The sequence below is a fragment of the Providencia sp. R33 genome, assembly GCF_019343475.1.
Taxonomy (GTDB): domain Bacteria; phylum Pseudomonadota; class Gammaproteobacteria; order Enterobacterales; family Enterobacteriaceae; genus Providencia.
This window is the reverse complement of sequence record NZ_CP072453.1, coordinates 2033143-2056403: the sequence shown is the minus strand read 5'-3', so window position 1 is coordinate 2056403 and position 23261 is coordinate 2033143. Positions and strand designations below refer to the sequence as shown.

Genomic DNA, 23261 nt, shown 5'->3' with positions numbered 1-23261 from the left:
ATTTATTTACTCTCTGCCTTGACTGCGGATAAGAGTACTCCACGAGCCAGCCCCTGCCAAAAACACCAAAATACAAAGAACGGCACGACAACCCACTGACTTGTTATGATTAAGATAATTACACCAATCGTTGTCAATAAAATCGCCATTCGATAAATCCACTCATCAAACGGTATGAGGAGTTTTTCTGCACCCTCAAATGTATATTCATAATCTTTATTGGATAAAAAAGGTGCGAGAGTGAAAAACAATTTAAAGCCGTGAAGTGAAACGCAGGTATTGATGATCACCACAGAAATATAGTTTCCTACACCCATATCAAAAAAAACAACCAGTGAATAAAAAATGACAAATAGAGCAGGGATCAGCGGAATGTATTTGCGCATGGCAACCTCAAAAAAATAATTTTCTTAAGCGTGCCATTGATAGCGCATTGATTGCAGCCAATGCCTTTTGTGCTGTCTGTGATACAAATTATCGTGAGAGAAAATCAATAATCTGGCTTTCGATATGCCTGATTTCTTGTGGCGTCAGCCCTAGCAACTGGCGGGATGGGTAGGTGATTTTTGCATTGCCAATACGTTCTGTTAAGCCAAATTGATGCACGCCTGCAATATTTCCCGCAGAGGGTAAAAAATAAATCGCGGCTTCTTTATCGCTGCTAAAGGCACGTAAAAAACGGGCAGTGGCGAGCTTTTTAAACATGCGGGTTTGCTTGGTTTTACGCGCTGTACTGATTTTATCTTTCTTGATGCTGATATAACGCTGAATATCTGACTTGCGAAATGAGCGTTGGGCTTTTTTATTCGCATCTTGCCCTGTGATTGTTTTGCTATTACCGCGCCAGTTACGCAAGGTACGTTTTTGACCGTGCCACATAAATTGGATTTCGCGCTGCACGGTGACAAAGCTGGCCTTGCGTTTGGTGTATGGGCTACCATCGGGGTTTTTCTGCTGTTGAATGCGCCTAATTTGAGAACGACGTAAATCTCGGGTGATTTCTTTGGCAAGCTGCCTGCGCTGGCCTTGTGACATTCGATTTAATAAATGTGTTAACTCACTATCAAGCTGCCGCAATGTGTCGTCATTCATCGTGTTGTTTGCCATTCATCAAAGGGATCCACTGGCTCAGGTATTGCCTCAATCACATATTTACCGTCTTTATCAATAGCAAGCACACGCTCAGTAAGATTTAATTCAATACTGATATGGGCAGTGGTGTTATCTAAAATCACGGCTTCAAATTTAAAGTCTTGTTGGCGCTTTGTCGGGTTTGCTGAAATATCGGATTGATTTTTTCTTAGCCAATCATTTACCACGGCAATTAACACATTTTGGTCACCGCTGTAGTGTTCGATAATAATATTGGCGGTGTATTCATATTCAAAGCTGGGCGTTTCTTCCAACGTGGAAATAATCCGTCCATTTTCAACAAATAAATACAGGTTTTCAGGGTTATCTTTGAGAAAAGGGACTTTGCTGTCTATGTAGCCCCTCAAGCTAGTGAGTTTTTTCACCGTTCCGCTCCTCATCAAATCGCTCAATCGCACCCAGTTGAATATTGGTGGTTTCTAAGGCCGCGAGCAAAGGGTCAACCATCAACGCTAAATCGCAATAGGTTAGAACCCGTCTGGTAACGGCGGCGGGACTTGTTGCGTTAAGGTTTTCGGGATGGGGACGCATTGCGCTTGCACGGATACGGTAGGCGTTGTTGAGCACCCGATCAGAAAGAGACTCAGGCACAGGTAAATCACACGTTGGCTCGTTTTTAAGAATGGTTCTATATTCAATTTTTCTTTCCTCGGCGGCGGCACGTTGAATAATGCCGCGGCGATAGGCATCACCCGCGATTTGATTCGCACGGTGAAAACTTAAAGATTGGTCAGTGATCAGTGCGGATTTTTTATCCACGTCTAACAATAGCTGTTTGTTGTCTGCAGTTAATGTGCCGACTATTTCATTAAGCCTTTCTATTTTATTGATACCTTGCCAGCCTGCGATAACCAGACTGGCAACAAGGAAAACCGCGGTTCCTATCGCCCATTTTTTCATAGCAATCGATAGGCCTCATCGTACTGAGTCACGTTGTAAGGGTGCTGATTGCTGTTTTCCATTTTAATAATGGCCTCAGATAGTGCATAAAGCGTGGTTTTGTCTCCCACTCTAATTTCATCATCTGCACTGACCTCTAATTTTTTTGCTACAAATTGAATGTAATTTTCCGTATGGTTTTCATTCGGTGGGGCGTAACGGTCAATGATTTGGCGGATGGTTTTTTTATGGTGTTTATTTTGGTATGTAAACAGCACTTTAAATAATGCACGAATACCCCATACAGGGTTGATAAACTGACAAAAATCCTTATCGGTTTGGGTTGGGCTTAGCCCTTGCCATTTTTCGCCATGGCGAATATTGCCCGCATTATTGTTGCGTATACCGCGCGGTAGGTTAGACATGTTTTCCTCCTGTAAAACGTGACCAGAAATAAGTGAGGGCGACACTCCCCATAGCGCCACAAACGCCAGTTGCAAACAGCGTAATGTATTGGCTTTGGTTGTACTCTATGCAGAGTAGCCCACCGAGTAACCCTGTGAAGCCAGAAACAACCATTTGCATAAAAGCCGCAAACCAGCTCCACGGGGCATTATTTGTTTTAACATCAATGATGTATCTCACAACACCTCCCCACATTGAAATGAAGAGCATCAATAACCACTGTGCGATACCGAAACTGTTCGGATCTTTATCAAACATGTATCAATCCCATAATTGTATAAGTGGCTGTACTGGCTCTTCGGTGACTTCAGGTAATTCAATCACTATCCCCGCAGGCATCACGGCACCTTGTTCGGCAAGGTTGGGATTCGCCAACAAGACAGCCTCAGTCATGCCCGTGGTTCTGCCATAAAATCGCCAACATATCCCATCCACGGTGTCACCTTTCATCGTTCTGATTTTCATATCAGCTCAACAATGTTATGTGTCGTTCCCTTAATGCGCTGGATAGCCCAAATCGCATCACGCTGTAAATCATCAATATTGGGCTCAAGGGCATCGGCTTTTTTGCTGCCGTTTGGCGTGGTATCAATATCGCGGTAACGCTCGGTCAAATTTGCTTTGGCGGTGCTGAATACCGCGCGGCGATAAAGGATCACTAATTCGGATACGTCAATCTCCCCATGCGTGATTTTACTGGCGGGGACGGCCTCTAAGGTTGCATAACCTAAGTGGATTTCTTGCTGTTGAAAGCTGGACAGTTCACGATTGGTTTCAATGATGGCGTTTTTTAACGCTTCAATTAACCGACTTTGGGTAACTGTGCCGTCAACTCGCATTGACTCGCGAAATGCACGAGTCTTAATCTCAGGCCAAAACACACCACTGGTGAGCGTTTCGTCTTTTTCGTTGGCGGGTTCGGGTGAAACAAAATCCATAAAGGCACCTTTAAAATAGGTAGGCGGTGGGCGAGAGTCCGAAAACAAATTTCTTATCTCGCGCCGCCTTGCGCGTTGGCACGTTCTTTATTCGTCAGCGCTGTTTTTCACTGACAAAAATTTTTCAATATTCTTAATGTCCTGCTTAACACCGCAGCGTTCATTAAGCTCAAGGGCACGCATTAACTCACATAAGGCTGGCTGTGGAAAATCGTTGTCTCGCAAGCTGTAACCGAGCCATTTATGCAGTTCACCACGCACTTTATCGGGCATATCTTCATGCTCAATCAATGACATGGTGCGCTGCAATATATCCAATGGAATGGGATTTTTTGCGGTATAGGATTCTTTAGCTCTATCGCCCATTTCCTCGGCAATGGCGCACCCCGTTGTGCGGGATTGACCTGCGGGCATGTTAAGATTGTGCTGAAGGGCATACTCCGCAATATCGAGCCCTTGCACATAAACGCCCGCGTCAAAACTCCACAACATCAGATACATCAACACATCATCTTGAACGCCTGAATTCCCCTTAAGGGTTTCCGTGATCCACGTTTCGTAAAGCGGCAAGGCTTTTCGCTTATAGACCGCTTTGCGTTCAAATGACTGTGTTTTACTGAGGTCTCGCATGTGCTGGCGTAGCATCAATTTAACTTGCGTTGCTACCGATGGGTCAGCAAGAACGCCATAGGCGCTGACGTTCTTGGCTTCCACTTGCATGCGCTTTTTTTCCCACAGGTTCACGACTTACCCCTTATGCGCCTTTGTTTTCTTTACCTGTTTTTTCGGATTCTGCATTTTTCGGTTGCTCAACGCCTTTTTTCAGCGCGTCCAGTTCCGCTTTCAATGCTTCGTTTTCTTCCAATGTCGCGAGCATCTTTGCTTTTTGCTCTGCATCATCACCCGTCGGTGCATCTGGCTCTTGCTTGCCTTTTGTAAGCTCAATGTTTTCAATCAGCGCTACGCAGTCGTAATCTTCAATGATGTAATCTTCATTCACGGATTCGTAGTTTTCGATACGATCACGTTTTGCATTATCAACCACTTGGCGGCGGCGTGAGTCGATTTGCCAGTAAATGGATAAATTATCTAATCGCGTGATAAGCATTCCATTTTTTGGGAAATAAGGCACACGCACTGCGGGCAATCCACCGAGGCGTTTTTGGCTAATAATCACATCGGCAGCTAACGCCTCGGTATTGGCCTGATCACGATTGACGATAGGGAAATATTTATCGGCTAATAATGAACGACCACAGATAACCACTAAATCAGTATCATCGGCATACACTTCGGAAATGGCGTGGTCGACAGCTTGCATAACTAGTGCATCAAGGTTTTCATAATCTTCACCTTTACCCACTTTGATTGGCTCAGGTGTGATTTTGTTGGTGTCTTTATCCGTGGATGAACCTAAAACATGATCAGGGGCTTCAAGGCGGATTTTATGTAACCAACCGACATTCACGTCCTGTAGTAGCTTGTTGACTTTGCGGTCTGACGTTGCCGCGCGGCTCGTACCGTTAAAGCCAATCATGATTCGGTCAAGGGCTTGGCGTTGGATAATCGCATCGCGGATACGGCGCTGGAAATCTTCAAAAATTGCCCACATATCCAGTTTTTCATAACGAATAGCGGTATCGAAATTTGTTTGGCGGCAGTGATAACCTTGTTTTTCCAATTGTGTCGGGTCAGTCGGTTCACGGTCTTGTTTGTTGGTGTCTGTCGTGCCTGCAATGGTTGTTCCAATACCGATGCCTATTTTGTCACCGACTTGGTCTTTTACTGGCACGATATTAATTTTGGTCAGAAAGACGGCGCTTAACTGAATTTTACTTTCCAGCTTTTGGGCTGCTGAAGGCTCAATTTCCACTTTTGCTGCGAATTCGTGTGGCTGAACACCGTAAATTTCACCAAGGCGGGTCATGTAACCGTTAAATTTAACTTTTGTTTCTTTTCTCATTATCGTTCCCGTTTAGCAATCAGTCAGGTTTTCAGTATTAGTCGTGTTACCACCAAAAGACGTGGGGCGATGTTGCCCATTATCTTGCTGGCTTAAGTCTTTTTTGAGTTGGTCCAACTCGCTGCGCAGGGTTTCATTTTCTTTTTTGACACCCGATAACGCTTTGACTTGCGATTGAAGCTGGCTGACCTTTTCCGCAGTTTCGGTCTGCTCTTCTGCGCAAAGTTCAATAGCTTGATGCACATCATCTAGATTGGCATCACTGCGTTTACGCTCTTGGCTAAACTTGGCTTTGATGCGTTCAAATAAATTGGGCTTATCGCTTTTGTCTTCTTCATCAGTAAATTCAATGGACGTTTCTTCCGCCGCCGTAAAGACGTTGTCCTTATCTTGCTTACGTTCAGAGAATGCAGTCGTTTTGCCTGAGCCTGCACTAAACTCAAGCATGCTCGTGCCAAGACTTGCAGGGTTATCGGTGACCGCCAAACCCACTAAATAAGCAGCGTTCATATCGGAGAAATTCGGATTGATTTCGACAGAGGTATAGACTTTCTGGCGTTTTTTATTCATTTCGATTAATGAATCAGTAGGCGTTAACACGCCATACAAAGCCAGTTTGCCTTTTAATGCCCCCTCGCTTATTTCTTCGGTATAGACCGACTCCACATCGCCATAACGTGGCATCCATGAGTAATTCATATGCTCCATGTTGATACGGGCACCGTAGACATTTTTGTCATAATTTTTTTCGATGTCCGTTAACCATTGGCGCTGTACTTTGCGTCCATCTGTAGTGGCTCCCTCAACACAAAGGCGCACGGGTTTGGATTTTTTTGTCATTGCTTAGGCTCCAGCAATTAAATGGATATGAATATAAAAAATTGTGAGCCTATGTGTTCAGGGATGGGGGTTAAGAAACAATGCTTTGCCATTGTGTGGGAAATGGTACAACGGCGACACAGGGCGAGAGGACGAGTGAGTCAGTAATCTGGCGACATGAAAACATTACACGATTTTGACCCAAGAAAACGCGCTATGCACATGTACTTTAGTGGGTATCGCATCGCGCGTATTGCCGAGGCTCTCAAGGAAAAAGCCGCGACAATCCACAGTTGGAAGCGCCGCGATAAATGGGATGAAATCACCCCCGTTGAGCGCGTGGAAATGACGCTGGAAATGCGACTTTGTACGCTAATTAGTAAAGAAAATAAAGAGGGTAAAGACTATAAAGAAATTGACTTGCTTTACCGCCAAGTCGAACGACACGCCAAAATTCATAAGTATCAAAACGGTGGCAATGAAGTGGATTTAAACCCCAAACTTGCCAATCGAAATAGTGGTGAGCGCCGCGCTCCTGAAAAGAATCTGTTTAGTGAAGAGCAGATCGAAAAGCTGGAAGAAATCTTTCGTGAAAATATGTTTGCCTACCAAAAGGTTTGGTATGGCGCAGGCCATCAACACCGCATTCGTAATATCTTAAAATCACGTCAAATCGGGGCGACTTACTTTTTTGCCCGTGAAGCGTTTATGGATGCACTCACCACAGGCCGAAACCAAATATTTTTATCGGCGAGTAAAGCCCAAGCGCACGTATTCAAAGGCTACATTATTGACATGGCGCGGGAAGTGGATGTGGATTTAAAAGGCGACCCCATTGTTTTGCCCAATGGCGCGACAATGTATTTTCTTGGCACCAATGCTCGCACCGCCCAGAGCTACCACGGTAATTTGTACCTTGATGAATATTTTTGGATACCCAAATTCCAAGAGTTACGCAAGGTAGCGTCGGGTATGGCCATGCACAAAAAATGGCGTCAAACCTACTTTTCGACCCCATCGGCTTTGACCCACAGTGCGTATCCGTTCTGGTCAGGAAAATTATTTAATCGTGGTCGCCGTAAAGGGGATCACGTTGAGGTAGATATCAGTCACCAAGCGTTAGTAAATGGCATGATGTGCGGTGATGGTCAGTGGCGGCAAATTGTCACCATCGAAGATGCCATGCGGGGTGGGTGTAATTTATTTGATATCGACCAGCTGTATTTAGAATACAGTCCTGATGAATTCGAAAACTTACTGATGTGTGAGTTTGTTGACGATATCGCGTCCATTTTCAACTTGCAGTTAATGCAAAAATGCATGGTGGACAGCTGGGAAATATGGGACGACGTTCAACCGTTAATGATACGCCCTTATGCCTATCACCCTGTTTGGATTGGTTACGACCCCGCGAAAGGCACGCAAAATGGCGACAGCGCAGGTTGCGTGGTGATTGCGCCACCACTACATAAAGGCTGTAAGTTTCGCATTCTTGAACATCATCAATGGCGCGGCATGGATTTTCGCGCGCAATCGGATGCGATAAAAGAACTTACCGAGCGTTACAACGTGCAATACATCGGGATTGACTCTACGGGTATTGGTCACGGAGTCCTGAAAAATGTGCAGGAATTCTTCCCTGCCGCAAAAGAATTTATCTATAACCCTGCATTAAAAAATGCCTTAGTGCTTAAGGCCTATGACGTGATTAGCCATGACCGCCTTGAATATGATGCGGGAAGCAATGATATCACCCAATCTTTCATGGCTATTCGCCGTGCGACCACTGCCAGTGGTAACCGCCCAACCTATGAAGCAGACCGCAGCGAAGAGGCCAGCCATGCTGACTTAGCGTGGGCGACCATGCACGCCCTTTATAACGAGCCAATCACTGGTGAAAATCACAATCAACACAATATTGTCGAGGTATTTTAATGAGCCGTAGAAATAAAAAACGCCAGCCACAAACACTGGCACAAGCCGCAGACCATGCACCCGCTGAGGCGTTCACCTTTGGCAGTCCAATACCCGTGTTAGACAAGCGTGAGATTTTTGATTACCTCGAATGTGTACAAATTGATAATTACTATGAGCCGCCCATCAGTTTTAATGGCCTTGCGCGCACGTTCCGCGCAGCTCCACATCATAGCAGTGCGATTTATGTAAAACGTAATATTCTTACCAGCACCTTTATTCCCAATAAATATTTAAGCCGTCAGGCGTTTGATAGCTGGGCGTTAGATTTTTTACTGTTTGGTAACGGCTATCTTGAATTGCGTGATAACCGATTAGGGCAAGCATTGAACTTTAAGCACACCCCCGCAAAGTTTACCCGCCGCGGTGTTGACCTTGAAACTTACTGGTTTGTGCAATATGGGTATGATATCAAACCGTATGAATTTCAAACGGGCAAAGTGTTTCACTTAATTGAGCCTGATATTAATCAGGAACTATACGGCTTACCTGAATATCTTGCGGCAATCCCATCGGTGCTACTGAACGAGGCCGCAACACTATTTCGCCGCAAGTATTATCTCAATGGTTCGCACGCGGGTTATATCTTGTATATCAGTGATGCGGCACAAAAAACTGATGATGTGGATAAAATTCGTGAAGCCCTGAAAAGCAGCAAGGGGTTGGGTAATTTCCGCAATTTATTTTTGTATGCACCAGGGGGAAAGAAAGACGGCATCCAAACAATCCCACTTTCTGAAGCAGCGGCAAAAGATGAATTTCTCAATATCAAGAATGTGAGCCGCGACGATATGTTAGCGGCACACCGTGTGCCACCACAAATCATGGGGATCATTCCTGAAAACGTGGGCGGCTTTGGTGATGTTGAGAAAGCGGCAAAGGTGTTTGTGCGTAATGAGTTGATGCCGTTACAAAGTAAGATGATGCAATTGAATGATTGGTTTGGCGGGGAGATTATTAAGTTTAATAAATACTCGCTGGATTTAGACGATGAATAATATTACTCGTTAATTCAATGATGCCGCCCACTGAGGCGGTATTTTTTTACCTGTAGGTCGGCTTTCTCGATGCTCTAAATAATAATAAGACCCCACTTTATTATACCAAACCTATCTCACCAAGACGAATTCGCCAGAAATCAGGCCCATCAAATAGTGGTTTAAACGCACCATACGCCACCACAACACACGCAAAAATAATTGCTATCTAGTTATATAAATTTGATTTTAACGCCGTGACGGCTCGGAGATTTTGCGGACGGATATTTAACAATAAACACCTCGCCGCGCAATCGTGACCCCGCCACGCCTGCCCACTAAATAGGTCGGTTTTCATGCACTCGCAAGAAATCGTCTGAACTGCGCCAGTGGTGGCGCTTCGCACAGGTAACGATCCTTTTTTGTTCATGCAGATTTGGGCGGGAAATTGCGAATTGACACAAATATAATTTGAAATTATACGAGTAAATTAAAAATCTATTATAAAAATAGGAGGGGCAAGAGGGAATGACAGCAGTAATTAGAAATTTTAATATTTGAGTATTCATTTAAAAATAGAAAATATAGAAATGAAATAGTGAAAGTTAGGCTTAAGCCACTATATTGAGGCTTAAGCTATATTAGTTCGTCAGTTTTTCCAGACAGAATATTGTATAATCTGACAGTTGGTTTTGAACGTGAAGCCGAAATTGCTCACATCGCGCTATGTTAACCAATTAGAAGTGTGTCATAACTTATTGATAAAGAAATTTCTATCAAATTTACTCAACAAAACGACTATTCTCCTTGAACACTCTTCAAAAGAAAGTTAAGAGCATTTTGCAGTGCTTCTGGTGTTTGTATGTTAGCAGCATAAGATAGTACGGCCTGTAATGTTGGGTCTATATCCTTCCTATCGCCTATTTTATGGTACCTAAGAAGGCCACAAATCTCTATCGTACGCTTCCCTTTTTCTGTTTTATATCGATAAGTTACACCTGGAACAGCAGCCTCAATATGATCCACGTAATTATCAAAATGAGCATGAACTATATAATAATTAGCATCTTTACTAGGGAATTTTTTATAATAATTTGATTTAATTACATTTTTATTCCATTTGGCCTGATTGCAATCCTTACATGAAACACATAAGTTTAGAGACTCGAATGTCCATTGAGGGAAAGAATCTTTATCAATAATATGTTCAGTATCCCACACCATTCCATGGTTAGTGTGAAGTTCCACTTTACAGTATGCACACTTCTGTTTTTGCTCCATGATATAGTGTTTTTTTAGGCGTGATTTTATATCACTTACACTATTATCTTCCCACATGTCTTTCGAAGATAGGTTTTTGCTTTGCAATGCAGTTATAATTTTCAATTCTTCTGCATTAAATAAATATGGATTCATTTTATTTTTAATGCCTCCATTGTCTTTTTTAAAATATTTAACAGTGTTTTTACCTTATCATCATCCTCTAATTTATTTTCAAAAGTCAAAAGCCACTTTGCCGTAGTTAACGACTCATCATCAAATTCTTTCGATTTACATAGATTATCTAACACCTCAATAACTTGACTAAGCAGATATTCATTGTTGTTACCGGGTGAGTTAAATACCTTCGCAAGTTGAAAGTCCGCTGACCTATTGTGGTACAATTTTGAAGGCATTAAATCTGTTTCATCTGTTTCAATATTGACAATATATGCATCATTTTCTGGGAGAGACGAAATTATATTTGGAGAGTGTGTGGCTATTATAAAATGACAGGCTTTGTAATTAGAAAAAACATCTGTGAGTAAAGATAAAAACTCCAATTGCCATTTGGGATGCAAGCTTATTTCTGGTTCATCAATTAAAATAAGTGAGCCATCTTGTATTTCACCAGCAATGGAGGACATGGTAAATAGCAGGCTAAGTTCTCCAGAACTTGCTTGCGAAAGTAAAAATTCTTGCTTTGATTCTGATTTAGAGAAAATGACATCATCAAGCTCAACTATCCCATACTCAGATAAAAGCTCTAATGCGTTTAAACGTAACCTATCATGCCCTCCTTTAGTCAAGTCAACTTCGTATGAAATTTCAATCGGGTTAAAGTAATGATCATCTTTTCCTAATTCGTCACCACCTATATATCTTACGGCTTCAAGAAGGCGTTTCGATAATTCATCTTCATCAATTTCATTACTTTTTATTTCATGGCCTTTGCCTTTAAAGAAACTAATACTACGAACAGACTCAAGAATATTTTCTTGGGTCAAATCCTCTTTTCCAACTCTTTCACTTAAAAATAGTTTCAATGTAAAAGAGCTGGATATATTTAAAAAATCAAGCATTTTTGAAAAGTCAAAATACTCTTGTTTCGGTTTTAAAAGTAACTTAATAAAAGATGCACCTAATTGATCAAATTTATAACTGAGATAACCATAATTATGTCTGTATCCTGCTCGTTGCTTTTCTCTTGCTCCCAAATAAACATATGGAGATAAGCTGAATGATCCTGAATGCGAGTTTAAAAATGGAAATTTGTCGTATGGACTACTTGTAACTGCTAAAACTTTATTAGGCATATTAAGCCTGCTACATACTTCTCCATTTTTATTAAATTGAAAATTTTTGCTGTGGCGTTTAACATCTTGAAGAAAAATATAGCTTAACTCGTCAATAAGATTTTCTTCAATTAGCTTATCTGCGTTATATTTACGAATCTGTTCATATGGATACAACGACATGAAAGTAATGGATGCATTGTCGCCAATACTATACGTACAAGTAATCGGAGCACTAAAGCGGCTTAGAGAATAAAGGTCACCATCTTTCTTATAAGATAAACTGCCAAACCCATCTAGATGAGAATGATTAGTTATATTTTTCAAGTTATACGTAATTATGTCATTGTGGAGGACGTGTATAAATGCTGAACATATTGTCTGGAAGATCCTGCTTTTTCCAGAACCATTATTTCCCATTAGTATAGTTATAACATTTGAATCCTCATGAGATTGGTCATCGGCAAGATTGATAGATTTTCCTAAAAAAGAAATATTCTTCAACAACATTGTACTTTCCTAATTTGTCATGATATCTATAGCATAAAGCTTTTTTTACATAGTTGCTATTGTGATTCAATATGACTTGCTTCCTACTAATTAATGAAAAGTTGACTCAGCAACAAGCCCCCAAACGATTAAAAAAATAATCATTCCATCACTCATTTACTTTCCTCTCAATTTATTAATTCTGACCAATGCATGCTCATATCGTTTCCGATGTTTATTACTGACAGATGCTTTCTGCACCTCCAACTCGTGCCTTTGCACTTCTTTCCCGTCCTCGTTTAAACTCAATCTCAATCGTTTCCCATCAACTTTTATAAAATGGAGCCCATCACTCACGCCTAAACCGTTAATGAACATGGTTTCAATCTGTGGAATATCGAAATTAATGCCGACTTCGTTGGCAAAATTGATAATTTCCGACTGAATTTCTTTATCGACCTCACTTACTTCAATGTTTGAAATCTGTCTTTGTTGATTTCCCTGTGATATTTCGCTCTCTGCTGTGTTCTGTGCGTTTGTTTCTATAAACGCGAAACCATATTCCTTAATGTTGCATACTTCACCTGAGCCGTGCTCAGGCTCGTAAAATTGCACATCTGATAGATTGGATGTGATCCGCGATCTACAGTTATTGACAGGACTCCGAGTCGCTCCGCTGTCGCTCTTTAAAAGATTAAAATCAACGTCAACGGCACTTTTCTTGACGATTTGGTACTTTCTTTCACGGGTTTTAAGTACTGGTGCATCGGCTTTGAGTTGATGGTAAACACCCACAACCTTTTGAACCTCCTCTCCATAAACATTCACGTCACTGACTTCACGGGCAACACGGATGGTTTCTTCTCTTCGGCGAATACATGGGCCACCTTGTGACATGATGTATTCATCAAATTTGCCTTGGTCTGCGGCAGCTCTAACACGCTCAGCAACATCACCAAGCTTGTCAGCAATAGATACACCACGAGGCAAGCGGCGGCATTCACGGTACGCGCCTTTAGAGGGAAGCTTATAGAATTGAAATTGTGGAATGCGCCACGTAGACGCCCATGCAGTCACGGCTGCCGCCATGCTTTTTAAATCTTTGCCTGTTTCGTGGTCTACTTCACCATCAAGGGCATACCCATCGATATTTTTTGCAATATATTTCGCGATGTAACCTACGGCACCGCCGCGGTTCATATGTTTACACTCAAATCGGTATTTTTGTGCGCCTGCTTCGTTACCATCTTCTTTCAGGGCACGTTTACGCATAATATCAATGGCTCTTGCACGGCTGGCTTTATCAACAAAAAGTAACATGTGCCAGTGCGGGGTGCCGTCATGATGCGGCTCAACAACACGAACACCGTAAATATTGATATTGTTATCATTGAAAGCGGAACGAATGCGCGACCACACTTTGACTAAATAACGCTGCCCGTCTTTTGGGGTGTAAGCCTCATCTTTCCATTTATGATTGAGCACAGCGTGCAAATCGCTTTTATTTTTACCTTTGCGTTGCTTTGTCGGGTGGTACTTTGACGGGCACGTTAACGTGATAAACATCCCGATATCTCCACGCTCTTTCGCTACGCGCTCAATCCCTGCCATTTGCGCCATTAATTCCATGCGGCGAATTTCAGGGTTTGACACGCTCGCCATGACTTTTTCAAACAGATCAAAACGTTCACCCGTTTCAATATCTTGAATATCCATGCCCTGTAAATATTGCATGTTGGATAAACGCTGCGCTTGAACGGCGCGGATCGCTTGCTTGCTGGCGTATGGGTGGCGATTGATGCACACGTCCATATTGGCAATCATGATTGCCTCAATCCATTGTGTTCTATGGGCTTTTAGCTTGCGATGCCAATAGTCTGCATTTACAAGGCGGGAAACAGCCGCAATCACTTGGCGCGTGGTTAAATCCTGTTTTCCTCTGCGGCGGTTACGGTTTTTTAAGACTTTGAGATAGCTTTGATAATAAAGTGGGGCAACATGTAAACCACAAGACAATTCAGCCAGAGCCCCGTAAATTTGGGTCTGTGCCGAATCTTCATAAATGATTTCGCGGTCACCGCCGTTTTGCTCAGTTAACTGGTCGCAATAGGCTTCATACAATGTGAAAAAGCCACTAGAAATGTGTTCAGCAAGCTTTTTGATTGGCTTGTCATAAAGATCAAACAGGCGGTTAAATTGACTAATTTCAGGGGTAAAACGAGTTGAAAGCGTCAATAGCGCTTTTGTATCCAATTCATATCGTGCATTAACTGCCGTAATTCGCGGAAATATTCGTTTATAAAAATCAGAGCGCAAAAACTCATAGGCTTTATATTCGCCAGACTCTTGAATGATGTACTCATAATGTTTTTGAATGCGATAACGTAAAATACGGGGTAAAGATTCAACCTCACCTAAAATCGCTTGCGCATGAATTTGTTGTTCATGGGTAAGGAATTTTTCAAGCGCGTCAATATCGGCTTTGTAATAGTTATTTTCTTTGGGTTTATTCCACGGATACGGAAAAGTCATATCCGCGGTATAAGTCATCGGGAAAATAGAAAAATTCATCGCCTTAGACATTAAGAGCACCGCCTAATGTTTCGGGCCTTAATAAATTAATTGCCGTTTCACAACGGCGTGAAATGATGTCAACTGTTTCACGATAAACATCAAGTGTCTTGATGCCTTTACCTCTAACACGATTAACGTGATAAGAGGTTAATTCAATCGCAAGCAGCCACGGGTCAGAATGGCAACAAACCAATTCATAACAACGAGCTAGTTTATTGATTTGCAATAGTCGCCATTGAACCGCGTTTGAATCTTCGTCAACATGGCGTTGAATAGCAAAAGCCGTTCCGCTGATATAAACACCGTCTTTAGGGTCGAGAGTCATTAATTAACCCCCGCTAAAACAGCGATAATTTCAGTGGCTAATTTACGATTACCGTTCGCTGCAATTGTTCGTGGGGCTTCGATTTCATGGATAGTAAAACCGAGGTCAGCGTAAAGCACTTTTGCTTCTGGTGAGTTGGATACAGTGATCGGGTTGCCTTGGATATCATTAATATCTTTTAGCGCAATCGCTAATGCTTCGTGATCAGAATTAGTAAAGCCCGCAGTATGATATTGAGTAAAACTATCGCGCCCGCCCATGTAGGGTGGATCACAATAAACACCATCACCGAAATCAACCAGTGAAAGAGTATCTTGCCATTCAAGATTTAAAATTTTGGTTTTGGTGAAGTAAGCCTTATCACAAAAACTATCAATTTCATTTTTAGGAAAGTACGGTGCTTTGTATTGTCCAAAGGGGACGTTGAATTTACCTTGTTGGTTATAACGACATAACCCGTTGAAGCAATGTCTATTTAAATACAGGAATAAACTTGCTTGTCTTAGCCGTGATAATGCTTGTTTACTATCATTAAACTCTGATCTAGCAAGATAATAATCAGCGCTATTATTCCTTCTAAAAAGTGGCAAAGCCTCTATTAACATACTCTCAGGTAAGATAGTGAGAGTTTCATATAAGTTAATTAAATCAGGGTTAGCATCGGCAATTAAATACTGCTCATAGCCTGTATTCATCATCACAGCACATGAACCAGCGAACGGCTCAACTAACCGTTTTGCTTTTGGTAAATGAGGGTGTAATTGGTCCATAATTCGAACTTTCGAGCCTGCCCATTTGAGGATAGTTTTATTCGCCACGTCACACGCTCCGATAATGTTTACTTTTAAGCTCAAAAATCGTTTGGCAATCAATGCAGCGAGTGCAACCCTGTGATGCAATGCGGCGCGCTTCTGAAATAGGTTTGTCGCAGTCTTCACATTCAAAAGCGGAAACACTGACTAGACGATTAGTAATGGTTTTTATTTGCTGTTCACGCATAAGCATTTCGTGCTCGCTAGCGCGGTCAATTTCTTTAGACATGATCTAACTCCGCAGCCAGATTTGAAAAATGGATAGACTCACTCATCAATAACTGGTGAATTTGTTCATCATTTAATTTTTCATTGATGAATTTGCACGCAAGGGCATCAAGGCGAGAGGAAAATTTATCCAGCATCGTTTTGCGTTCATCTTCACGAATCGCCTTAACGCTGATAGTGACAGCGGAATAATCAGGTTCACTGATTGCAGTATCAACGCCGATCAAAATTGGCTTTATCTCTTTACTTTTCATTATCAAACCCTCAAATTTAGAATGTAGAAATCCCTGACGCGCTAACGTCATTAATTTGTTTTTTTACCTTAAATAGGCATGGCGATATGTTTCGGTAATAGCGCCGCGAGTGCTTTAACTTGATTTACTGCTGAAATAATGGACTGTTTTTCCTCTTTATTAAATTCCTCGAAGCCTAAGTGATGTTGATTGCTTTTTATTTCCGCTAAATAAAAAATCATATTTAGCATCCGTTCATCGCTTAGCCTTAAATATTCAATAAAACCAGCTAGCTCTCTATTATCTGGATCGTCCTTATCAGAATGGAATACTGAAGTTCTTAACTTTGCGGCTTGATTTAGTCCATTGACTCGGCTTTCAAAGGTTGCACCTTGGTTCTGATAAAGCTTTATATTCGCTTGGTGAGCAATTGCATCGGCTGACCTTGCGTCTTGCTTTACATTATCTAGCAACTGGATTAACTGTTTAGTTTTCACTAATACAGCCGCGGAATTACCCATTACTATTTATCTAATAGAAACTGAGAATAAATATAAGAAGAACAAAATACCCCCGACCAATAATATTTTATCCATCAATGATAATTGGCGTTTTTTATTTCGTTTACATTCATTAAATGATGAACTTGTTAATTTATGTTTATGCTGCTGAAATTGTAATTGAGTCATTTTATAGTCACCCCTTATGTTATCTACACGACAAAATTTTGTGACCCACTTGATTTAAAACTTCAGCAAGTACATCTGATAAAACCGAAACATCAATATCTGATAATGCAGTCCGCCATACTTTTTGGGCTCTGACTCCGTCCATACTAAGTGATAATTGCATTTCAATTATGGAATGGTATGTTTTATATAGTTCATCATATTTTTCTTTCTTATCTGAAAGGGTATCCATAGTGTCTACTCCAACTAACATTAAAAAATTCAATGAAATAACCGGTGTTGTTTTAGCATCTTTATACGAATCATTTCCTGTAAGAAGAGCTTTTACAGTAGAACGATTATTTCCCGATACAGCGCAAGATCCATTTGAAGAGTCATCAATTAACCATGATGCTATATTTGTTACGGAAACTGTTTCATGGTTAGTAGAGCATGGTTACATTTCCTCAAACATTCAGTATGGCTATTCTTTCTCCGATGCAGTTTTAACAGCAAAAGGTCTTGAATTATTGAAACTTACGCCTAATTCATTAGAACCATCTTTAGGCGACCAACTTGTAGAAGCAGCCAAATCAGGTGTTAAAGATACAATCGTAAACATATCATCATCAGTCTTAACTTCTGGTGTTGCATTGCTATACAAAACACTATCTAACTAGTTTTCTTAGAATTTAATTATTGATGAAAAGGAACTTCATCAATAATTGGGCTAGTGTTACGCCTGATGCATAACTTATCGATATAACCAGTAGCCTCATCCATCGAATCAAATAACCCAAACGAATCACCATTTCGTTGAACATGAAAGCGGGTTACTGGGTTCAATGTTTTAGCGGGTAACATCACAATCAGGAAATTACGATATTTAAAGCTATGGGTTGATATCTGGACTAATTGATTAATCATTGAGGTTCACCCATACCTAACCAAATTAACCAGCCATCACGCAATTCTTTTGGCATTCTCTCCCTAGCCATACGTAAACCTTTATTCCACGCAGTAACGTCGATGTAATATTCACCGCGTGAATTATCAGGGTGCTTTACTTCTACATATGGCAGTTTTCCATCTTTACGCATATCGGACACGGCTTTAGGAGTTTTTCCGATATAGCCAGCAAATTTTGTTTCAGTAACGAATTCCGAATATTCTTTCTGATTTCCGATTTCTTTCGACATCTGATAACCTCTTATTCATGAGCGCCCTTTAGCGCTCTTTTACGCCTAGTTGCGAGACTAGATAAATTCTATTTATCGAAATAATATGGAGATATCGAAACAATGTCAACAAGCCAAGGTCAGAAATTAAAGCTAATCCGTAATTCAGAGCAGCTCACAAAGAGGGAAGTCTCTGATATAACAGAGATTAATTATACTTCATATCATGGTTATGAAACTGATAAAGCCAAGATGCCAATGGAGGCGGGTATAAAGTTGTTTAAGCACCCACGTTTTAGAAAATATAGAGATTGGTTCATGTTTGATGAAATAGATCCCGAGGCTGGTCAAATTGCTCCGGCCCTCGCACACAGTGGGCAAGAGGCAACAACTTCATCCCGCTCAGAAAAGAAAACTGGTTAACATTACATCAAGATTTTTGCGAATTTATTGATTCACAAAGTCTTTCTACCATTGGAGGGAATTCTTATGTCAATTAAGAAACTCGAAGATGGTCGATATGAAGTGGACATTAGGCCGACTGGGCGCAATGGAAAGCGGATCAGACGGAAATTTAATAAAAAGCATGAAGCAATTGCTTTTGAGCGTTATACCTTGGCGAACCATAGTGAAAAAGAATGGTTACCAAAGTTAGTTGATAATAGGAAGCTGAGTGAATTAATTACTCAGTGGTGGGAATTGTTTGGTAAGCATGCAGAACATGGGGTTAGTCACAGAAAAAAAGCAGAGCGAGTTTGCAATGGACTATCCGATCCTGCCGTATCTCAATTGACTAATAGCCGACTTTCTATATATGCAGAAATAAGGCGAGCAAAAGGGATAAAAGCATCAACGGTAAATAAAGAAATAACGGCATTAAGAGGTGTTTTTTCAGACCTTATTAAAACTAATTTTTACAAGGGTACGCACCCATTAGCTGACTTTGGAAAATACAAAGAGCAAGTACCTGAGATGTCTTATTTAACGGATGAAGACATCAAATTACTTTTAGCGAATCTTTCCGGTGACAACTATAACATTGCAGTTTTATGTTTAAGTACCGGTGCTAGGTGGGGGGAAGCGATGAAACTGAAAAGAGAACATGTCATAGAAAATAGAGTCAGGTTTACATATACCAAAACAGGCAAGGTACGGACGGTACCAATATCGCCCGAAGTCGCTGAGCTGATATGTAACAATAAGAAAGGGCTACTTTTTCCGAATGTTCGCTATAAGGATTTTCGCCGCTTACTAAAAGAAGCAAAACCCTCATTGCCTCAAGGGCAGGCCGTGCATTCTCTACGACATACATTTGCTACACATTTTATGATGAATGGAGGAAGCATTATTACACTTCAAAAAATATTAGGTCATAGCTCGTTAAAACAGACTTTAACATATGCGCATTTTGCTCCTGATTTTCTTCAGGATGCCATTTCATACAACCCTTTAAAAGGGCAGGCTGGAATGAATAAAAGTGTCCACACGCTGACCACACTATAGCGTGTTTAAGCACTTTTAAGCGCTTTTATCTATCTAATTAATATATTGTTTTTATTGAATATATTGATTTTAGAGGGATTTAAAAGGCCTCATTATGGGGCCTGTTTTATTTTTTCTCAGCAATTTTCTGCAATAACTTTTGCCTTTCAATATAACGCTTCTTTGCAATGATCAGATACTGTTCAATCGCGAGATAAATTTGTTCGCGAGATACAGCGACTAAATTGTCATCATTTATAGCTTCTGCCATTTTATGCATAAAGTCAGACATAAAGTCTGCAATATTTGCAAATTGATTGGCTACATGTGTGTGGTAATACTGGTAGACATAGGATTCTTGTGAGTGGCTAAGCTCAGTATTATGGGTGAGATTGTTTGTTGCTAGTAATAGTAGTTGGATATTAGTCATGGAATCCCCTTTTTTAGGCTGCAAATGCTACCTGATTTTACAATATTATTTTGTCAATTCTCGTCGGATAATTTTATGTATTCGTTGAATGCTTAGGGAATGTAAGAATATTCTGTATTTTTGGCGATTTATGATAGGTAGCACAAGGGCTATTTACTTTATATTGAAAATACAATAGTACTTTTAAGTAAATTTAAGTTAAATATTCTTATGGGTTAATTGTTAATATATTGTTATTCGCTTTTGTTTTTTACGGTTTCAATAATATCATGCATGAGTGCGGTTTGTTTTTGTTTTTATTAATCAATGTATTATATGATTTTGCTTTGATGGATTTACTGTTATTGTTAGTAGGGGATGTAAAATAAGAAGACGAAAGTATATTTTATAAAAGCTTTTTTTGATAAAAGTGTCAATTGATTGTTTTATTTTATCCAATTGAAATTAAACATGTTTTTGTTTTTATTTGGGTGGTTGAATTTAAATAGTTAATTAAGGAATTTATATTGTAAATTTAATTTACGCATTAATTGAGTATCATTACTCATAATACGGGTTTATTCACAGTTAGCAACACTATTATATACATTGTATTATTTAATAATATATTGAATATAAGTAACATTAAACAGTATTAAACTGTTAAGGCAGATTGTTGTTTCTGGTACGGTAAGTATGAAACCTTTATTGTATAAAAAATACAAATTGCAACAGTTAATCTTTAAGGTACTATTTATATTCAAGGTTCAATACTGGTATACTTACTCATGTAATGGGTAAAATGAAGTATAAATACGGGTTTGATTGTATTGATTAGAGTAAATCGATTTTCTGCCAATCGTGACTTTTATATGAAACAGATATTAGCTGGGGGTTCTTTCTAATAAATTATTCTTATATGGATTGCCAACCCCGTAATTAAAATAATTATTACTTTCTTACAATTAACTAAATATATCTACTTACATACCTTTTATGAAAGGTGTGGTGAACAGTTTTGGTCAATTGGATGTGTTACTGCGTTTATGAGAGCTTAAATATATGAACATAATAAAATTGCTCACAATCCTATTGTTAACAGGGTGCTCTTTTATTTTTGGGGTCATGCTGAACTATTCTCCAACCCCTGATTTGGTCAAAATGGCAAAGGCCAATGTAGAGGATTATTTGTCATATCCTGAATCAGCTTCTTTTCGAAATGTGAAATATAATTTCATTCGACAGACAGCAGATAAAGGGGACTTAGGTTATGTCTGTGGCGAGGTATTTCGAGTGAAGAATGCTCGACTCGAAGGCTATAAAAAGTTTGTCGTGAAAGCCTATAATGGTAAGGACGGACGTGTCATAATGTCCATTCCGCTAGTGGAAGGGGATTATGATTTATTACCCATGGAAATGATGGATGCGCTATGGGACAAGTACTGTTTCTAATTCTACAGTGGGGGATAAAGAAAGCCAAAACGGCTTTCTTTATCGGAAGATATTTTAACCTTTGAGTTCTCTTGCGCATTGCTGAAGCTTTATAAAAGAAGCAAAACGCGTATCATGACAAGTTTTATAGCTTTCATCTGCATGGTAAGTTAAATCAATTTCACTAAATTGATCCATGGCTTGGGCGACATCGCCACAAATTTTACCCGCTACAGCACCTAAGATGGCTGAACCAAGTAAAACAGGTTCACTTGCTTGTGTGGAAATGACGGGGACGCCACATGTATCTGCTAATAACTGGCGAATTAATGGGTGCTGTCCTGCACCACCACTAACGACAATATTTTCAATTGCAGCCCCTGATTTTGCTTGTGCCTCAATGATTTGTCTTAAACCATAGCCAATACCACATACACCAGCAATATAAAATGACAGTAGATTCTCTAAGCTGTTGTCCATGGTGAGTCCTGCAATGACCGCTCTTGCATGTGGATCAGCAAATGGTGCGCGGTTACCTAAAAATTCAGGAACAACATGAATTTTTTCAGCAAGTTCAACAGATTGAGATGCCGACGTAGCTTTTTCTAACACAAGGTCAGCTAAATAGACTGGAAGTGGCTTCCCATGCTCTTTTGCGGTGATTTTTGTGCCTGCGCATGCTGGATGAAGGGAAAGTAGCTGATCAATCGCTGCACCCGCAGCACTTTGTCCACCCTCATTTAACCACATGCCTGGTACCATCGCACTGTAATACGGGCCCCAAACACCGGGTATGAAAACAGGCTCTTTGGTTGTTGTCATGGTGCAAGATGACGTACCAAAAACATATGCCATGTTGGCAGTCGCATCACCATTGACACCCACCGTACCAATCCCCCCTGCGTGGGCATCAATCATACCCGATGCAACAGGTGTACCTGCTAATAAGCCCATTTGCTTTGCTGCATCGTCTGTTAAGCCAGAACCACAAGGAGTTCCCGGTTCAACAATCAATTGGCCAATTCGGGCAAATTTTTCATCAGCAAGTTCAGATAAACCAATTTGATGGAAATAGTCTGCATCCCAGCGTTTCTCATGAGCGAGATAAGTCCATTTGCAAGTGACGGTGCAGGTTGAGCGTGCTAATGAGTCAGTTGATTTCCACGTTAAGAAATCAGCTAAATCAAAGAATTGCCACGCTTTTTCATAGGTTTGAGGCAAGTTTTCTTTTAACCATAAGATCTTTGGCGTTTCCATTTCAGGGGAAATTTTGCCACCTACATAGTTTAAAACAGGGTGTTTTAACAGATTAATACGTTCGGCTTGTTCAGTTGCACGGTGATCCATCCAGACAATAATGTTACGGTTTGGATCTTGACTAGGGCTAACAGAAATAGGCTGTTTATCGTGCCCAATCACCACAAGTGAGCAGGTTGCATCGAAGCCAATTCCTGCCACCTGTTGCGCAGAAATATTTGAAGTCGTGACAGCTTGCTTAACACAGTAGCAAACAGCTTCCCAAATTTGGTTACTGGACTGCTCAGCGAAGTGGGCGCTATCTCGATAAAGGGTAATATCTTGCTTGGCAGACGCCAGCATTTTGCCTGTCATATCAAATACGCCAGCGCGAGCACTGCCTGTACCAACATCAATGCCGATAACCACTTTATCATTTTGAGGGGTTGAATGATGCATTTTACCTCCAAAAAT

Annotated in this window: 30 protein-coding genes; 6 read left to right on the top strand and 24 right to left on the bottom strand. The window is 40.6% G+C overall.

Translation table 11 applies throughout. The features are described from left to right. Window positions 1-2: 2 nt before the first annotated feature. The 11 genes from J6836_RS09735 to J6836_RS09685 form a co-directional block, all read right to left on the bottom strand. The gene (locus tag J6836_RS09735; RefSeq protein WP_219248875.1) at window positions 3-386 is read right to left on the bottom strand and encodes a hypothetical protein; all 384 of its coding nucleotides are present in this window, start codon (window positions 384-386) and stop codon (window positions 3-5) included. Between the two features lie 88 nt (window positions 387-474). Beyond that, window positions 475-1107 (bottom strand): phage virion morphogenesis protein, encoded by a 633-nt coding sequence (locus J6836_RS09730; RefSeq protein ID WP_255586375.1) that lies wholly within the window; start codon window positions 1105-1107, stop codon window positions 475-477. Continuing rightward, entirely contained in the window at window positions 1089-1517 is a 429-nt protein-coding gene (locus J6836_RS09725; protein WP_219248874.1) for a phage tail protein, read from the bottom strand. Before J6836_RS09725 ends, J6836_RS09730 begins: the two co-directional genes overlap by 19 nt. Then, window positions 1501-2052, bottom strand: a complete 552-nt coding sequence (locus J6836_RS09720) for a DUF2570 domain-containing protein (protein ID WP_219248873.1) — start codon at window positions 2050-2052, stop codon at window positions 1501-1503. The genes J6836_RS09725 and J6836_RS09720 overlap by 17 nt, the downstream gene beginning before the upstream one ends. Continuing rightward, window positions 2049-2456 carry a structural protein gene (locus tag J6836_RS09715; protein WP_219248872.1) on the bottom strand — a complete coding sequence of 136 codons (408 nt, stop codon included), beginning with the start codon at window positions 2454-2456 and terminating at the stop codon, window positions 2049-2051. Before J6836_RS09715 ends, J6836_RS09720 begins: the two co-directional genes overlap by 4 nt. Beyond that, a complete protein-coding gene (locus tag J6836_RS09710) occupies window positions 2449-2754 on the bottom strand; it encodes a phage holin family protein (RefSeq protein WP_048606846.1) in 306 nt (101 codons plus the stop codon). The genes J6836_RS09715 and J6836_RS09710 overlap by 8 nt, the downstream gene beginning before the upstream one ends. 3 nt (window positions 2755-2757) lie before the next feature. After that, window positions 2758-2961, bottom strand: coding sequence for a tail protein X (locus J6836_RS09705; RefSeq protein ID WP_217008253.1), 204 nt, complete (start codon window positions 2959-2961; stop codon window positions 2758-2760). Beyond that, window positions 2958-3434, bottom strand: coding sequence for a head completion/stabilization protein (locus J6836_RS09700; RefSeq protein ID WP_219248870.1), 477 nt, complete (start codon window positions 3432-3434; stop codon window positions 2958-2960). The genes J6836_RS09705 and J6836_RS09700 overlap by 4 nt, the downstream gene beginning before the upstream one ends. 87 nt (window positions 3435-3521) lie before the next feature. Beyond that, entirely contained in the window at window positions 3522-4178 is a 657-nt protein-coding gene (gpM, locus tag J6836_RS09695) for a phage terminase small subunit (protein ID WP_255586374.1), read from the bottom strand. Window positions 4179-4188: 10 nt separating this feature from the next. Beyond that, window positions 4189-5397, bottom strand: coding sequence for a phage major capsid protein, P2 family (locus tag J6836_RS09690; RefSeq protein WP_219248868.1), 1209 nt, complete (start codon window positions 5395-5397; stop codon window positions 4189-4191). A gap of 12 nt (window positions 5398-5409) precedes the next feature. Continuing rightward, entirely contained in the window at window positions 5410-6237 is an 828-nt protein-coding gene (locus J6836_RS09685) for a GPO family capsid scaffolding protein (protein WP_219248866.1), read from the bottom strand. Window positions 6238-6393: 156 nt separating this feature from the next. On the opposite strand from J6836_RS09685, the gene J6836_RS09680 reads away from it, so the two are divergent. Both J6836_RS09680 and J6836_RS09675 read left to right on the top strand, forming a co-directional pair. Further along, window positions 6394-8151, top strand: coding sequence for a terminase ATPase subunit family protein (locus tag J6836_RS09680; protein ID WP_219248864.1), 1758 nt, complete (start codon window positions 6394-6396; stop codon window positions 8149-8151). Beyond that, window positions 8151-9188, top strand: coding sequence for a phage portal protein (locus J6836_RS09675; RefSeq protein ID WP_219248862.1), 1038 nt, complete (start codon window positions 8151-8153; stop codon window positions 9186-9188). The genes J6836_RS09680 and J6836_RS09675 overlap by 1 nt, the downstream gene beginning before the upstream one ends. A gap of 777 nt (window positions 9189-9965) precedes the next feature. Here J6836_RS09675 and J6836_RS09670 read toward each other — a convergent pair. From J6836_RS09670 to J6836_RS09630, 9 genes are all read right to left on the bottom strand, one after another. After that, window positions 9966-10583, bottom strand: coding sequence for an HNH endonuclease (locus J6836_RS09670; protein ID WP_219248860.1), 618 nt, complete (start codon window positions 10581-10583; stop codon window positions 9966-9968). Beyond that, window positions 10580-12232 carry an AAA family ATPase gene (locus J6836_RS09665; RefSeq protein WP_219248858.1) on the bottom strand — a complete coding sequence of 551 codons (1653 nt, stop codon included), beginning with the start codon at window positions 12230-12232 and terminating at the stop codon, window positions 10580-10582. Before J6836_RS09665 ends, J6836_RS09670 begins: the two co-directional genes overlap by 4 nt. Window positions 12233-12388: 156 nt before the next feature. Continuing rightward, complete coding sequence (locus J6836_RS09660) at window positions 12389-14794, bottom strand: replication endonuclease (protein WP_219248857.1); 2406 nt, start codon at window positions 14792-14794, stop codon at window positions 12389-12391. Continuing rightward, a complete protein-coding gene (locus J6836_RS09655; protein ID WP_219248854.1) occupies window positions 14787-15110 on the bottom strand; it encodes a DUF5405 family protein in 324 nt (107 codons plus the stop codon). The genes J6836_RS09660 and J6836_RS09655 overlap by 8 nt, the downstream gene beginning before the upstream one ends. After that, window positions 15110-15928 carry a DNA adenine methylase gene (locus J6836_RS09650; protein WP_219248852.1) on the bottom strand — a complete coding sequence of 273 codons (819 nt, stop codon included), beginning with the start codon at window positions 15926-15928 and terminating at the stop codon, window positions 15110-15112. The genes J6836_RS09655 and J6836_RS09650 overlap by 1 nt, the downstream gene beginning before the upstream one ends. Before the next feature lies 1 nt (window position 15929). After that, a complete protein-coding gene (locus J6836_RS09645; protein WP_048606886.1) occupies window positions 15930-16151 on the bottom strand; it encodes a TraR/DksA family transcriptional regulator in 222 nt (73 codons plus the stop codon). After that, window positions 16144-16404, bottom strand: a complete 261-nt coding sequence (locus J6836_RS09640; protein ID WP_255586372.1) for a DUF2732 family protein — start codon at window positions 16402-16404, stop codon at window positions 16144-16146. The genes J6836_RS09645 and J6836_RS09640 overlap by 8 nt, the downstream gene beginning before the upstream one ends. Window positions 16405-16472: 68 nt before the next feature. After that, complete coding sequence (locus J6836_RS09635) at window positions 16473-16880, bottom strand: DUF5347 family protein (RefSeq protein ID WP_255586371.1); 408 nt, start codon at window positions 16878-16880, stop codon at window positions 16473-16475. Window positions 16881-17091: 211 nt separating this feature from the next. Next, window positions 17092-17304 carry a hypothetical protein gene (locus J6836_RS09630; RefSeq protein ID WP_219248846.1) on the bottom strand — a complete coding sequence of 71 codons (213 nt, stop codon included), beginning with the start codon at window positions 17302-17304 and terminating at the stop codon, window positions 17092-17094. A gap of 1 nt (window position 17305) precedes the next feature. On the opposite strand from J6836_RS09630, the gene J6836_RS09625 reads away from it, so the two are divergent. Beyond that, a complete protein-coding gene (locus J6836_RS09625; protein ID WP_219248844.1) occupies window positions 17306-17731 on the top strand; it encodes a hypothetical protein in 426 nt (141 codons plus the stop codon). Window positions 17732-17747: 16 nt separating this feature from the next. On the opposite strand, the gene J6836_RS09620 is transcribed toward J6836_RS09625, so the two are convergent. Beyond that, window positions 17748-17978, bottom strand: coding sequence for a hypothetical protein (locus tag J6836_RS09620; RefSeq protein WP_219248842.1), 231 nt, complete (start codon window positions 17976-17978; stop codon window positions 17748-17750). After that, the gene (locus J6836_RS09615; protein WP_219248841.1) at window positions 17975-18250 is read right to left on the bottom strand and encodes a Cox family DNA-binding protein; all 276 of its coding nucleotides are present in this window, start codon (window positions 18248-18250) and stop codon (window positions 17975-17977) included. The genes J6836_RS09620 and J6836_RS09615 overlap by 4 nt, the downstream gene beginning before the upstream one ends. A 102-nt stretch (window positions 18251-18352) precedes the next feature. Here J6836_RS09615 and J6836_RS09610 point away from each other — a divergent pair, with 102 nt between their 5' ends. Then, on the top strand, window positions 18353-18652 hold the full coding sequence (locus J6836_RS09610) for a helix-turn-helix domain-containing protein (RefSeq protein ID WP_219248839.1): 300 nt from the start codon (window positions 18353-18355) through the stop codon (window positions 18650-18652). A 66-nt stretch (window positions 18653-18718) separates the two neighbouring features. Beyond that, complete coding sequence (locus J6836_RS09605) at window positions 18719-19732, top strand: phage integrase (protein WP_219248837.1); 1014 nt, start codon at window positions 18719-18721, stop codon at window positions 19730-19732. Between the two features lie 106 nt (window positions 19733-19838). Here the strand turns inward: J6836_RS09605 and J6836_RS09600 are convergent, their stop codons facing one another. Beyond that, window positions 19839-20141, bottom strand: coding sequence for a hypothetical protein (locus J6836_RS09600; RefSeq protein ID WP_219248836.1), 303 nt, complete (start codon window positions 20139-20141; stop codon window positions 19839-19841). 1104 nt (window positions 20142-21245) lie between these two features. Here J6836_RS09600 and J6836_RS09595 point away from each other — a divergent pair. Beyond that, entirely contained in the window at window positions 21246-21572 is a 327-nt protein-coding gene (locus J6836_RS09595; protein ID WP_255586370.1) for a hypothetical protein, read from the top strand. Window positions 21573-21626: 54 nt separating this feature from the next. Here J6836_RS09595 and J6836_RS09590 read toward each other — a convergent pair whose 3' ends face one another. Beyond that, entirely contained in the window at window positions 21627-23246 is a 1620-nt protein-coding gene (locus J6836_RS09590) for an FGGY-family carbohydrate kinase (protein WP_219248833.1), read from the bottom strand. Window positions 23247-23261: the final 15 nt, after the last annotated feature.